The 13,786-nt window shown below is 60.1% G+C and carries 11 protein-coding genes; 8 read left to right on the forward strand and 3 right to left on the reverse strand.

Annotated elements, in window-relative coordinates; all coding sequences use genetic code 11:
* Positions 1 to 126: 126 nt before the first annotated feature.
* From ACLKOZ_RS20840 to ACLKOZ_RS20850, 3 genes are all read left to right on the forward strand, one after another.
* Positions 127 to 2,322, forward strand: a complete 2,196-nt coding sequence (locus tag ACLKOZ_RS20840; protein WP_436477987.1) for an alpha-galactosidase — start codon at positions 127 to 129, stop codon at positions 2,320 to 2,322.
* Positions 2,323 to 2,808: 486 nt separating this feature from the next.
* The gene (locus tag ACLKOZ_RS20845; RefSeq protein ID WP_436477989.1) at positions 2,809 to 5,622 is read left to right on the forward strand and encodes a hypothetical protein; all 2,814 of its coding nucleotides are present in this window, start codon (positions 2,809 to 2,811) and stop codon (positions 5,620 to 5,622) included.
* Between the two features lie 9 nt (positions 5,623 to 5,631).
* Positions 5,632 to 6,216, forward strand: a complete 585-nt coding sequence (locus tag ACLKOZ_RS20850) for a discoidin domain-containing protein (protein ID WP_436477991.1) — start codon at positions 5,632 to 5,634, stop codon at positions 6,214 to 6,216.
* Between the two features lie 388 nt (positions 6,217 to 6,604).
* On the opposite strand, the gene ACLKOZ_RS20855 is transcribed toward ACLKOZ_RS20850, so the two are convergent.
* Positions 6,605 to 7,564 carry a family 43 glycosylhydrolase gene (locus ACLKOZ_RS20855; RefSeq protein ID WP_436477993.1) on the reverse strand — a complete coding sequence of 320 codons (960 nt, stop codon included), beginning with the start codon at positions 7,562 to 7,564 and terminating at the stop codon, positions 6,605 to 6,607.
* A gap of 594 nt (positions 7,565 to 8,158) precedes the next feature.
* On the opposite strand from ACLKOZ_RS20855, the gene ACLKOZ_RS20860 reads away from it, so the two are divergent.
* A complete protein-coding gene (locus tag ACLKOZ_RS20860; protein WP_436477995.1) occupies positions 8,159 to 8,557 on the forward strand; it encodes a nuclear transport factor 2 family protein in 399 nt (132 codons plus the stop codon).
* A gap of 70 nt (positions 8,558 to 8,627) precedes the next feature.
* Here ACLKOZ_RS20860 and ACLKOZ_RS20865 read toward each other — a convergent pair whose 3' ends face one another.
* Both ACLKOZ_RS20865 and ACLKOZ_RS20870 read right to left on the reverse strand, forming a co-directional pair.
* Positions 8,628 to 9,035, reverse strand: a complete 408-nt coding sequence (locus ACLKOZ_RS20865; protein ID WP_436477997.1) for a cupin domain-containing protein — start codon at positions 9,033 to 9,035, stop codon at positions 8,628 to 8,630.
* Between the two features lie 204 nt (positions 9,036 to 9,239).
* Positions 9,240 to 9,521: a helix-turn-helix domain-containing protein gene (locus ACLKOZ_RS20870; RefSeq protein ID WP_436477999.1), complete on the reverse strand. Its 282-nt coding sequence runs from the start codon at positions 9,519 to 9,521 to the stop codon at positions 9,240 to 9,242.
* Positions 9,522 to 9,906: 385 nt separating this feature from the next.
* Between ACLKOZ_RS20870 and ACLKOZ_RS20875 the strand changes: the two genes are divergently transcribed.
* The 4 genes from ACLKOZ_RS20875 to ACLKOZ_RS20890 all read left to right on the forward strand — a co-directional run bounded on the left by ACLKOZ_RS20875 (position 9,907) and on the right by ACLKOZ_RS20890 (position 13,683).
* Positions 9,907 to 10,812, forward strand: a complete 906-nt coding sequence (locus tag ACLKOZ_RS20875; RefSeq protein WP_436478001.1) for a sugar phosphate isomerase/epimerase family protein — start codon at positions 9,907 to 9,909, stop codon at positions 10,810 to 10,812.
* A gap of 68 nt (positions 10,813 to 10,880) precedes the next feature.
* Positions 10,881 to 11,354 (forward strand): Gfo/Idh/MocA family protein, encoded by a 474-nt coding sequence (locus ACLKOZ_RS20880; protein WP_436478003.1) that lies wholly within the window; start codon positions 10,881 to 10,883, stop codon positions 11,352 to 11,354.
* Complete coding sequence (locus tag ACLKOZ_RS20885; RefSeq protein WP_436478005.1) at positions 11,243 to 11,581, forward strand: Gfo/Idh/MocA family protein; 339 nt, start codon at positions 11,243 to 11,245, stop codon at positions 11,579 to 11,581. Before ACLKOZ_RS20880 ends, ACLKOZ_RS20885 begins: the two co-directional genes overlap by 112 nt.
* A gap of 500 nt (positions 11,582 to 12,081) precedes the next feature.
* Positions 12,082 to 13,683, forward strand: coding sequence for an ABC transporter substrate-binding protein (locus ACLKOZ_RS20890; RefSeq protein WP_436478007.1), 1,602 nt, complete (start codon positions 12,082 to 12,084; stop codon positions 13,681 to 13,683).
* Positions 13,684 to 13,786: the final 103 nt, after the last annotated feature.

Raw genomic sequence — 13,786 nt, forward strand, 5'->3', positions numbered from 1 at the left:
GTTCGTTACACGCAGCCGCAGAGGGCATTGCATGTCTGATATCGATATCATAGAGTGAGCCGACCAACGTGGCCCGTGCAGAACAGCCTGTGGCCGCGTCCCCATTGACCTCAGGAGAACGCCCCCATGACCGCCACCCACCCGGAGCCCGCAGCGCTGGCCTTTAAACAAGCGGATGAACAAGAGGAGGGTCTGCATCCCGGTACCTCCATGTTCACCTGGGGCAACGGCTTGCTCCAGCTTCACTTCCTGCACGGCCCGGCAATCGCGCCACGCCTGCTCGCGATTACCCACAAAGATGATGCTCCGCTGCAGCTTGCCAACCTGGTGCGTTCGTCCCGTCCCGTGGTTGAGCTCTCCCTAGCTGGTCAAGGCAGGAACGGAACCGCGGGAAAGCGGCACATGGACGGGCTCACGTCCCAGGACTTGCGGTTGCTCGAATTCAGGGAATCGGAGGCCCATGGAGTGCGGCGTTTGGAAGTCCATGCCAACGACGAAGGCTCCGGGATCCACGCCATTGCTCATTACGAGGTGGCGGAAGCCGGTGCCGTAGTCCGCACATGGACGGAGGTCAAGGCCGCAGGAGCACAAGTGGAACTGGAATACGTTTCGTCGTTTGCCATTTCAGGACTGGGCAACGGCACGGACTGGGAAGAGGAACTGCAGCTTTGGCACGCGTTCAATCCCTGGTCCGGTGAGTTTCGCTGGGCCAAAGGGTCGCTCGCCAGCCGTGGCCTGATCAATGTGGGGATGGTGCAGTACAACCAAGTGGGCTCGAAGAATCGGATCACCGCCACGTCAACCGGCGCCTGGTCCACATCGGAGCAGTTGCCCATGGGAATACTTGAAGACGTATCCACCGGACGCATGATGGCGTGGCAGGTAGAACACAATGGCGCTTGGCATTACGAGCTGGCTGACAGGTACAACGACGTCGCTTTGGTTCTTTCGGGGCCCACCTTTGAAGAGCACCAGTGGGATGTGCGCCTGGAACCCGGGTCGTCCTTCACAACTGTTCCTGCCGCCGTCGCCATTGCGCCCCGGGGAGGCATTGACGCGGTAGCTGCGGAGCTGACATCCTATCGGCGCCGCATGCGCCGGCCGCACGCCGATAACACGGCCCTGCCGGTTGTTTACAACGATTTTTTGAACTGCCTCATGTCTGATCCCACCACCAAAAAGGAGATTCCGCTGATTGAAGCAGCGGCCGCTTTGGGTGCGGAGGTTTTTTGTATCGACGCCGGCTGGTACGACGACGAGAATGGCGGCTGGTGGGACTCTGTAGGTGAGTGGGAGCCGTCCTCGAACAGATTCCCCGGCGGCGGTCTTGCTTCAGTGATCGACAGAATCCGGCGCGCCGGCATGCAGCCGGGTCTTTGGCTGGAGCCTGAAGTTGTTGGCAGCAGGAGCCGGACAGCGCGGTCCCTTCCGGATGCGGCGTTCTTCAGCAGAAAGGGCCAGCGGGTCCAGGAGTGGGGCAGGTACCAGCTGGATCTGCGTCATCCAGCGGCCCGGGCGCATTTGGACCGAGTGGTGGACCGGTTGATGGAGGATTTCGGTCTTGGCTACCTCAAGCTCGACTACAACATTGACATTGGAGCCGGTTCCGACTTGAACGGGTCTGCCGGCTCGGGGCTGATGGAACACAACAGGGCATTCCTCGCATGGGTTTCTGCCACCATGGATCGCCACCCCGGGCTGACCATTGAAGGGTGTGCGGCCGGCGGATCCCGCCTGGACGGGGCCTCGTGCTCTTCCTTTCCCATCCTCTCCCTGACCGATCAGCAGGACTACGCCAAAATCCCGGCCATCTCGGCGGCGGCGCCCATGGCTTTGCCGCCGGAGCAGGCGGGTGTCTGGGCATCGGTTGATGGGTCCATGGGTGACGAGCAACTGGCTTTCTCCATGATCAGCTCGATGCTTTCAAGGGTCCACCTTGCAGGACGGATTGACACCCTTGAACCTGGTCAGCGGGCTGTAGTGGCAGAAGCCATTGCCCTCTACAAAGGTCTGCGCCGTGCCATACCGCAGAGCCGGCCGTTCTTTCCCTTGGGCCTTCCGGCCTGGCGTGACGACTGGGTTGCTCAAGGCGCGTTCCTGGAAGGACGCTCGGTGGTGGTTGCCGTTTACCGGAGAGCGGGAAGCCAGTTGCGGCACATAGGACTCCCGGGCGAGGTGGGGCCGAGGGCTACCGTGGAGGTTCTGTATCCCTCCCGGACCGGAGGCGTGGCGGTCCTGGTTCCAGGCCCCGAGGGCAGGCTGGAGCTGAAGCTAGAACTTCCGGAGCAGAACAGCGCCCGACTCATACGTATCAGGTACTGATCCCAACATTGCCGGGACGTTCACCGCGGAGGACTCAAAATGGCGGATGGCATTGAAACAGGAGCCCTTATTGATTTAGTATGAAATCGATATCAGTGATGTAGATCACCAAGTTGGTGGCCGTCGGTTCTGATATCCGAGCACGCCAGCTTCGCGATAGATCCTGTGCCCTGGCATCACTCCAGCCGCACGCTCAATGGGACCCCCAAGCGACGTCTCGCGCCCGAATGGTGCCCAAGACTACCAATCCGGCCCCAGAAGCGCAGCCCGGACCCTCATCGGTTCCGGACTGGTTGCTGGGTGGCTGAAAGGCGTCCCCATCACAGGGAATCGAGGCCAGGGTCCACCATTTCCACCAAAAAAGGGAGATATGCAATGCAGCACTTTCCTCACGATGACAGCGGCACGGGAAGATCCCGTGGTTCAACGACTGTCCGGCATAAACCCGGTTCCATTCCCGGACTGCTTAGAGTCCTTGCCGGTACATTGACTGCTTTCATAGGGATCGCCGGACTGACGCCGGCATCTGCCGACGCCGTGGAGGGCACTGAGGTGGCTCTGCCCCAGATCACACAAACCGTCAGTTCCGCCGGTTTCACGCACCCTGGAGCGGGCATGACTGCCAGCCAGCTACAGAACGCCCAGAAGCAGGTCAAAGCCGGCGTTGAACCGTGGTCGAGCTACTACAAGGCGATGTCGGAGACCAAGTACGCGTCCCGGGATTATGTCGCTGGAAACCAAGGCGCCACTGACGACACACCACTGAACAATGCTTACGACCAAGCGTCCATGCGTGGAAAAGCGCACACGGACAGCCTGGGAGCCCTCACCCAGGCCCTCATGTATGTCATGACCGGTGAGGAGGTCTACCGGGCCAATGCGCTTCACGTTCTCCGGACATGGAGCAGCATGGATCCCGCGAAATACAAATACTTTCCGGACTCCCACATCCACACGGGTGTGCCGCTCTATCAGTTCGTGAGCGCGGCCGAAATTATCCGTTCAACGCAGCCGGCCAACTCTGACCTCAATGGCTACGATCTCAGGTGGACAGAGCGCGACCAGCAGAGGGCCAAGGACAACATGGTCCTGCCCACCATAAGGACGTTCCTCTATTCGCAGAACAGGTTGTGGAACCAGCACCTGTACGGCGTGATCGGCATGCTCTCGGGAGCGATCTTCATAGATGATCCGCAGCTGTACGCCGAACGGGTTGAGTGGTTCTCCGTAAATTCCACCTACGAAATCAACGGCACCATTAATGGCGGGGACGTCAACGGCAGCCTCGCTGCACTGCTGCGCGAAGTCAAGTCGGACGATCCGCGCAACCCCTTCGGCCATGACTTTGTGGAGCTCGTCGAGATGGGCCGCGACCAAGCTCACGCCGAAGGCGACATTACCCTTCTCGGTTCCATCTCGCGAATGATCAACAATCAAGGCACCCGCCTGGACCCTGTTCACGGCACAGTATCCCAGGACGCGGACGCCGTCAGCCCCTACGGCTTCCTTGGAAATCGGCTGCTGAAGGGAGCTGACAAATATGTCCAGTTCATGATGGGTGAAGAAGTGCCGTTCATTGACACCTCTGGCGGCTCCAGCTCCCTTTCCCAGGCCTACAGGGGACGGCTCCGGGACATGATGAGCGAGATCTACTATCAGTACAAGTACGTGGAAGGTGTGAACGTTGAACGGGAAGCGCCGTATGTTGCCGAGCTTCACGAGAAGCGGGACGGGCCCCTGTATTACAACGGTGCCGGCATCGAGAACTTTTGGAATCCGCGCGGATCGGACTTTAACCCCGCGGATTACTGGGTAGCGTTGCCGGCCCAGCTGGCAACAGAGAACGTGAGCGTGCCTGCGCCGGCTGCGACAGCCGAGATGTCCACCGCGCAGTACGGAAAAGTGATCGGCAAGGACGCCAGGCAAATGACCACCAACGGCCAGGAGTTCACCCGGTTGGATTCCCACAAGGGCGACGCGGTTCTGGCCGTGCGCCGAATGGTGTGGTCGGACAGAACAAAGACATCCCTCGTCGGAATCAAAGTGAGGACGCGCGGGACTGCCACGCTGCAGGCCGCCAGGACGGCAAGCTCGACGGCTTTCGCGGAAATTGCCCTCCCCGACACCGCCGATGAATGGACCTACGTTTGGCTCGACCTGGATTCGAACAAAATTCCTACAAGCAGGGTGGGTGAGAACATCCTTTTCCTCCGTGCGAAGGACGGCTCTCCCCAGATCGACGTCAGCGGCGTTCTCAGCCAGGCAAATGGCCTCTTGACCCCACCTGTCTTCAAGGACGCCCCCGGAGTGAGCACGGTTGCTGTGGCCGGCGAACAGTTTTCCCGCAACCTGGTGGTCACGGACTCTGGCGGTGCCCCCTCGCTCAGTCTGCAGGGTGCCCCGACGGATGCCTCCCTCGCGGCCGATGGGCGCCTGGCATGGACGCCGCAGCCCGGAGCGGATGGGGCGGCATTCCTGGCCGTGGCTAACGACGGCCAAACCACGACGGCTCTGCACATTACCATCAGTGTTGTTGCTAACCGCCAAGACGCCATCGATTACCTGCTTTCCGGCGTTCAGAACCAGGCGCTCTATACCTCGTCCAGTTGGGCTGCTCTTGCCAAGGCCAAGGAAGCTGCCGTGGCAGGCAAGGGCTCTACGGATGCTGCCGGATTCGCGGCGTTGCTGGAGGGCCTACGGCTGGCGGTGCAACAACTGGCCGAACTGAACCCGAAACTTCAGGACGGGTCCTTGGACTTCACCAAGCTGGTGACCTCGAGCCAGATATCGGCTTCAACGCTGGGCTCATTGATCGATGGCAGTAACCAGACAACGTGGGGTGACCTTCCCGGCCCTTCGGTGGTCTTTGACGCAGGGACGTCGTACCGACTCCGCGCTGACAGGTTCGGCTTCCTGGCCCGCGATACCTTTCCGGACCGCACCCGCGGAACCAGTGTTTACGGTTCCAGCAACGGCGCCGACTGGACACTGCTGACTGAGACACAAACCGTTGGCCAAGACTATGCCTTCGAATACCTTCCCGTCAAGCAGGAACTGCGCAACCAGTCCTACCGCTTTCTCAAGTTCCAATTGGAAGGAGTGCAGCCAGCGGGCCGCGTGTGGAGCGTGGCTGACCTGCGGATTGAGGGAGAACGCCGCGAGACGGTGGGTGCCATGGACACGGTGACCCTTGGTTCTCCGAACGCCGTGGTGGGACGGGTAGTGGACGGCGATACAGCTGAGCTCAGGTTCACGGGCGCCGCGCAAAACACCAACATCTCGGTGGTCATTCAAGGATAACCGGCGACAGTGACCGCCGAGGAACCCGGTAAATGGGCTGCAAGGAGGACGTTGCAAGGCGGAGAAGGTGCATCGCTGACCTTCGCCCTCAACTTCACTACACCTGATGGTAAAGCCGCGGATCCCGTGGAAGCCACGAGTGATGGATCCGGGCTATTTGTCTCCAGCAACACCGGGCTGATCGACAGCCGGTTCGCCTCCGCTGCTGTGCTTCGCCCCAACCTCCAGCCGAGCAGCACCCACACCGCGGACGCCGTCAAGCTCTTCGATAACAAGTCGACCACCTATACGGACACGCGACAGGTGGACGGCATCTACGGCATCACTTGGGACTTTGGTACCAACGGGTCCGTGAAGCTGGGCAAGGCAGAGATCCTCCTGCGGCAGGACGGCTACGGCACATCACGGGTGCGGGACCTCCGGGTGGAGGGTTCAAATGACGGGCAGAGCTGGAAGCGGCTGACCCCGGCTGCACCCAAGGGCGTCCTTCCCTGGCAGCCATGGACGGTGAATGACAACTCCCAGTACCGGTATGTGCGCCTAGTTAACGGGGACATCATGGGGGTTGCTGAGTTGCGACTCTACGGAAACTGAGCGAGCGGCAAACACCTGGCGTCAACGATATTTCGCGTCAGGGACGCATGACCACCTTTGAAAGGAAGAGTATGGGAATTCTGGTCGAACTCCGTTCCCTCGGCGCGACCGATGTTGAGGAGCGCCTCAATGCAGTGTTGAGACAGCTCGCAGGGACGCCACCAAAAACCGGGGCGGCGGGATCCTAATTACCCGTCACGACTTTTGACCACTATTCAATAGCGGTCTCGGCGGATATTCCCTATGGCTGGATTCATGAAAATGACTTGGTCACCAGGAAGAGTCCAGCCACCACTAGGTGACGGATGACAGTAGGCGCATAAGCAGACGGTCCAGGATCTCCGGATCCTGGACCGTCTGTTTTGCGTTGGAGGCCGCATCCGTCAGGCTATGCCGTGAATGTGCCCGTCCCGGCATTGAGGGTCCATTCGTCTGTCCAAGCAAGGGAAGCTTTGCCGTCGGAAATGTGGATTGGCAGCCAGACAGGCGCGGAGTGAAAAAGGTCCTCGCGGATCCACCGGTCCCCGACGTATACATGGCACGTGTCCTGCGCCCCTTTGACACTCACGACGGTCGAAATCTGCGAGTCGTGGGTGGCGGAGCCAGGCGGTGCGAAATCCTCCCACTCGCTCCATGGGCCACTCGGGGCTTCTGCCGTTGAGTATTTATTGTCGTTGGTGGACCAACCCGTAAGGTCCGAACCGAAAAGATAGTAGAGGCCGGCGACCTTCACCATGGCAGGGGACTCATATCCATGTGCTCCCAATGGATGATTGCTCTCAGGTGCCAACGTGGTGGAAACGATGCTGTCCACGGACAGGTAGTCGTCCGAAAGGCGATAGATCTGAAGGCCGTGGTCCCTGTCTTCGCTGAGGAGGTAGCCGGTGCCGTCGTCGTCGGCAAAGACGCCGATGTCACGGCTGATGTTGCCCAGAGGCCGTTCTGCACGGAGGAATTCGTAGGGGCCTTCAGGCTTCTCGGATATTGCCCAACCAACCTTTGCGTCTGAATAGTCACTGGAATCCACATGGAGGAACATGACGTATTTTCCGTTGTGGTTCCTCAGGACTTTAGGTCGTTCAATAACACGGCCTGGCGCGAGCTCGTGAACATCTTCTGTTACGGGGAGGGAATGCCCGTGAAACGTCCAAGTGGCTAAATCGGGGGAGGAGTAGCAGGCCACGCCGCCGAAAGTGCCCCCATACGTCTTGTCTTCGCCCCAGGCAAAGAAGGTGTCATCAAACTGCTGAATGCCTGCTCCGTGGAGCTGGGCGACTTTGCCGTCCTGATCCAGGAACAATTTGCCGGGCGAGATTTTCCCGTGTTCAGCGTACTCGTAAGGGGGCACGGACTCTCCAATCTGTTGAACTTCAAGCCATGGACGATTAGGCTCTGAAATCGTTATCATATCTTGTGGGGACGCAAATTGGCAGGGTGCGGCCCGGACGGAACGCACACGAAGCGACGGTCAGAAGCCACCGCGCCTTCAGGCCCCTTCCGCAGAACCTGCCCCACGTCCCCACCATCCCAGGGATTGGTATCCATCAGTGCCCCACTTCGACATCGGAGGGCACGATTTCATGTTCGACGGCGAGCCACACCGGATCATCTCCGGTGCCCCGCACCGCCTCCCGGGCCCGGACGATTGCCCGGTATGTGCTCTTCCTCGAAGGCACGCACAACGAAGACGTCCGGCGCCCGCTGCTCGCCGGCGGGCGTTTTTGGCCCCACGTACGCAGTCGCGCATCGAAGGGAGTAGAGCCATCTGATCGATGAATAGTAGCGAACCCTCTGCTCACGAGTTCCGGGGATGTGACCGGTTCCCACTAGCCGCGATGACCATATGCAGACATGAAGCGCCGAACGGCGATACTGATAGTCCCGCGCGCGAGATCAGAGGAAGAGGTCGCAGTGGGCGGGGCGCTGGGACCATACTGGTGGCATGAGTGATCGCGCCGATTTCCTGGACTGGGTAAGGACTGCGCTGTACGATGCGGAACTGGCTATCCATAACGGCGATCCCGGCCCGCGCAGGGCGCTCTGGTCTCGTAAGGAAACTGTGAGCGTCCTTGGTGCATGGCGGAGCGCTTTTGGACAGCAGGAACTCGACGAATTGTTCACCGGCCTAGCGCGGCAGTTCTCCGACTGCACCTCGTACAGATTCGAGCTGCTCGCTTACGACGTTGTGGGCGACATGGCATACACAGCGGGACTGGAGCACACTTCAGCCTCGGTCGACGGGGAGCCGCGAAGTTATGTCCTGCGAGCCACGCAGATCTATCGGCGCGAGGACGGCGAATGGAGGGTCGCACACCGCCATGGGGACATGGTGACGGGGTGATGGCCCCAAGTGGGCTGGTCGAGTGCAGATGTTTTACGTTCTCCCTGAGTCTGTGGTGCGTTTGCGCACGTCACGCGTCCAGCGGGGGCTCAGCCGGGTAGGTGTACCGCGTTCGCTCATCCGTTGCCGAGTCTGCGTCATACACGTAGAAGAACTCGAGCTCGTGGACGCCTGTGTTGCGGATTCCATGGACACATCCGGACGGGATAAAGACCAGACTTCCTTGGCTGACTTGCTCCTGTTCACCCGCAAGCTGCACGATACCTTCTCCGGACAGCACGTGATAAACCTCGGTGGCGTCGTGGCTATGCAGCCCTAGCCATCCTCCCGACGGCAACTTCGTCAGGCCCGCCGTCAGAGTGTCCGACGGAGTCGTCCCGTCACCTATCGTCGACGTGTACGACAGCAGGCCATCACGAGGATCATCCCAGTCGGTCCACGAACTCTCTGACACATGTCGGACAAATGGTTTGGACATCGACAAGTCCCTCTCTGTTCACCAATCTGTAAACGACACTGACCGCCAGGGCCGCGACCACGGATCCAGAGCCCGTCTTAGGCGCATGCGCGACACGGTAACCGAAATCTGTCCCGAAGCAAGACGCTCAAATGTCTTCGCGAACGCCGCCTCAATGTACTCCATGAGGTCACGGTCTGGCTTGGCGGGAGTGAAAACCTGCCATTACAGGCCGTCAACGCTGTCACCTACCTGTTGCGTGACTCGGGGATGCAGCGATGCCCATGCTTGCGAGGCAATCCATAGTGCGGAGATGTCGGTGCTTCGGTTGAGGACTCGGTCGGTTTCCTCCGATATCCGTTTGAGACGGTAGGCAAGAGTCTGCCGATGGATCCGCAATTCTCTTGATGTGGCGGACCAGCTGCGGTTGTTGCGGAGGTACGCAACCAGGGTCTCTCGAAGAACAGCGGTGCGCGGCGATTCGACAGCAAGCGTGCCAAGAGGCACCGGATATGATCTCCCGTGCCTCTTGATGCGGTCGGGTCAGAACGGCAAGTGTGCTTCCTTCGAACTCCATCCAGGAGCCGCCGCTCAAGTTGCCGGCGCTGAGTACCTTCTCTGCCTCCATCGCCGCTACTTGGGTGTCACCGAAATCGACGAATATAGAGGCGAGCCCGAATCTCGATCCCAAACCCCCGACGGCGGCGCGGAACTCATCGACGGCGGGTTCCACTGAATTTCGAAGCATATAAGAATAGTGACCTACGTCTTAAGTTCGAGAAACGAATTTTATTCGTCATCTTTTAGCAATTTTTGAGCGGCGATAGCATTCCGACAACGCCTGGTATTTTTAGACCGGCGTTTGCTGCCTCACCGCTGACAAGGACGCGCCGTGCCCCTTTCCCCGCAACAATTCGCCCTCAACCCGATTCAGTGGCTGGCCACAGAAGACGGATGGATTAATCCACGGCTCGCCCCGCCGCTCCAGGACAGGCTGCCGGTTATCGCTGCCTCCGGATTTGCTGCCATTAAGACCGAAGTCCCGGCCAGTGTTTCTACTGAGGCGTATCGTGCAGAACTGGCCAAGGCCGGCCTCCGGCCCGGACCAGGCTACGTACCCATGCCTTGGGTCTTGGACGACTCGGATCGACTTCCGTTCTTGGAACGTGCCCGCCTGACGGCAGCCAACAACTCGGCCCTGGGCGTCCCTCTGGTCTTTCTGGCTCTTGGAATGGACCAGACTGCCCCGCGGGTCCGCCATCCGGGTGTCGGATTTGATAGCCGCGAAGACCGCTTGGCGCACATAACGGAATACGTCGCGCAGGCAGCCGAAATCATGGTCTCTGAAGGCGCCATACTAGCGCTGCACCCCCATGTCGGAACGTGGATTGAAACCGTCGACGAAGCCAGATACGTTCTCGACCGGGTCGATGAGCGCGTCCTCAAATTCGGGCCGGACGCTGGTCATCTCGCGTGGACAGGCGTTAACCCCGCCGACGTCATTGCCGAATACGCGCCCAGAGTCGCGGGAATCCACATTAAGGACTACCACAGCAGTATTGCGCGGCTGAGCAGAATCGAAGACATTGACTACCGATCGACTGTGCTGTCGGGTTTGTGGACCGAGCCCGGTACCGGGGACGCCAACATCGAGGAGGTGCTGGCTGCGGCCGGGCCGGCTTTCACAGGCTGGGTTGTGGTTGAGGTCGACAGGGGCTCGGTCCCTCCGGCTGAAAGCATCAGACGATGCGGCGCATGGCTGACCAACCGATTCGCGTTTCAGAACGCCGGCAGGTGACATAGAGGACACGGACGCGATTCGCTCTGGTCGGCACGGGAGTCATCGGCGCCCATCACGGCAAAGTCATGCATCCGTTGCGTGACGAGCTTGAGTTGGTGTCGGTTGTGGATCCGGATGTCGCGCGGGCACGGACTCTTGCTGCGCTGCATGGCCCCGGCGCCTACAGCACTCTTGCCGATGCCCTGTCTAACGTTGGGTTTGAAGCCGTATCCGTCTCTACTCCTACTGGAGCCCACGGCGAGGTTTCGATAGAGGCGCTCCGGTCCGGCAAGCACGTACTTATCGAGAAGCCAGCCGAGGTTTCCCTCGAAAAAACCGATGCGATCATCGCTGCCCAGCAGCGGGCGGGCACGGTGGTCAGCGTTGTATCGCAACATCGCTTCGACCCGGCGACAAAAATTGTTCTCGCCGCGATTGAGTCCGGGGGTTGGGACAGCTCACATCCGGAATTGCCGCCAGCAACTGGTGGCGAGATCAGAAATACTACGACTCGGGGGACTGGAGGGGTACGTGGCGCTGGGACGGCGGGGGAGCTTTGATGAATCAAGCTGTACACATGGTGGATCTCCTTGTCGCCGCGTTGGGAACTCCGGTGCACGTATTTGCCTGCACCGCCTGCAGAGAAACCAGGTGCACTTGCACGGAAGTCCTCAAACCGTTGCACCCAGTCGGGGAGGACCCGGGCTCGTGGCCGATTCACACAGGCTCCAGTTCAAGAACTTCCGGGCCGCAACCAGGGGCGATGAAGACATCCGGGTGGGACTGACCGAGAACAGGACGTCCCTCGCGGTAATCCCGGGGCTTATGAATCGGCCCGAACGGGTCTTAAAGTCGGTCTTGTCTAGATCGGCGAAGTAAAGGATTCCTTCGTCGGTAATGGGGATTCCTACGACTGCCGAAGGCCCATCTTTATGTAGTGACAAAAACTAAATTCGGCATCTTGCAGGCCACGTCGTACTAAAACATGCTTATGGGACAAGGTGTGACAAGAGCCACAAGCCCGGACCGGGAGTGGAATACAGAACGTGAAAGCTTGCGCAGGATCAACCTCCAGCACACATTCCCGAAAACGGAATCACGGCACGGCAAGAACGGCGTACGCGACGGCGGACAGGCGCCGCCGTCCTAACTCCCGGGGTTCTTCAGCTCGGTGCGAGACATATAGCCGGCCCTGAACTGCCACATCAACAACTTAATCAACAGCATGCGCACCCGCGCACCGGAAGCGAAACAGGCGCCCACCACGGCGTTCCATGAGGAGAAAAAATGATCAAGAAGCTAGCAGTGGCAGGCACCGCAGTGCTTGCACTGACACTTTCGGCCTGCGGCGGGGGAGACACCGGCGGCGCATCGGGGGAAGGGGCTACTGGCGGAACACTGACGCTGGCCATTTCGCAGAACATGGCAAGCTGGGACCTTGCCGAAGCCGGCCTCGGTCACTCCGAGCAGTATTACCAGCCAGTTTTTGACCCGCTGCTTAGGCTGGACCAAAAAGGCGAGGTCAAAGAGAACCTTGCGACATCCTGGACCTACGATCCGGCGATGACCACCCTCACGCTAAAGCTACGGACCGACGTCAAATTCAGCGACGGTTCGGCCCTTGACTCCGCTGCCGTCAAGACCAGCCTCCTGCACGCCAAGGCAGGTACCGGGGAATCCGCGGCCAAACTCAAGTCCATTGACGACGTGCAGGCACCAGACCCCAGCACCGCCGTCGTCAAACTGACCGCACCCGATCCGGGCCTGCTGCGAAACTTTGCCAACGTTCCCGGGATGATTGCCAGCCCCACCGCGCTTACGGCCGCCTCTGGTCCAGTGGGCTCCGGCCCCTACAAGCTTGACGCCTCCGCCTCAACCGCTGGGACGGAATACGTCTTCGTCGGCAATCCGGATTACTGGAACAAGAAGGACTTCCCCTTCGACACCATTGTGATGAAAACGCTGGATGACCCTACGGCGGAGACCAACGCTCTGCTTGCTGGCCAGGTTGACGGCGCGAGCATCACACCGGACAGAATCCCGGCACTCGAAGGTGGCGGGCTGGACATCACAAAATTCTATTCAGGGATCGTAGAGGGACTCTACATCTGGGACCGCGCCGGAAAGATCACCCCTGCCCTTGCCGACGTCCGCGTTCGCCAGGCCCTGAACTATGCCTTCGACACCAAGGCAATTGTCAAGGTCGCCAAGAAGGGTTTGGGCGAAACAACCACACAGCACTTCGCCCCGGACAGCGAGGCCTTTTCAGCAGACCTGGACAAGAAGTACGGCTACGATCCGGCCAAGGCTAAGGCGCTCCTGGCTGAGGCCGGCTACGCCGGCGGCTTCGACGTCGTCATGCCCGACATCTCAACCCTGTTCCCTGAGGCCCAGGCTGCCATGGTGGAACAGCTCGGTGCCGTGGGCGTCCGCGTGCAGCTTGACAAGATCCCCTTCTCGCAGTTCATGCCGTCACTGCTCCAGGGCAAGTACGCCCTGTCCTATTTCAAGACCGGCTCGACGGACCCGTGGAATGTGGTCCAGCTGCTCGTCAAGGAAAAGGCAACGTGGAACCCTCTGGGCTACAAGGACGACCATGCCCTTGACTTGGTGAACAGGATCAGCCTTGCCACCGGCGAAGAGCAGGACAAGCTGTATAAGGAACTGAACGAGTACATGGTTGACCAGGCTTGGGACGCACCATGGAACTTCGTCCAGGACGTTTATGCCTCGTCCAAACGCGTAGGTCGATTCAACATTTCTTTGGGTCTTCTTGCACGCCCTAGCGGTAGAACAACACACACGCCGGATGACGGCCCTGGTCGAGGATCTGCCTGCCCACCCGCCTCGACGAAGGCCACGAATCCGATCCTCGGCTCGCAGGCTTAGGGGAGGTGCCGGCTGAGGCGCTTACGGACGCATCCCTGGCTGCCCGACGTCGCCGAGGCAGGGAAGGCTGGGGCGGGACCTCCCGCCCCAGCCTAGGGCTGCT

This window comes from Arthrobacter sp. R4 (genome assembly GCF_051365025.1).
GTDB lineage: Bacteria > Actinomycetota > Actinomycetes > Actinomycetales > Micrococcaceae > Arthrobacter.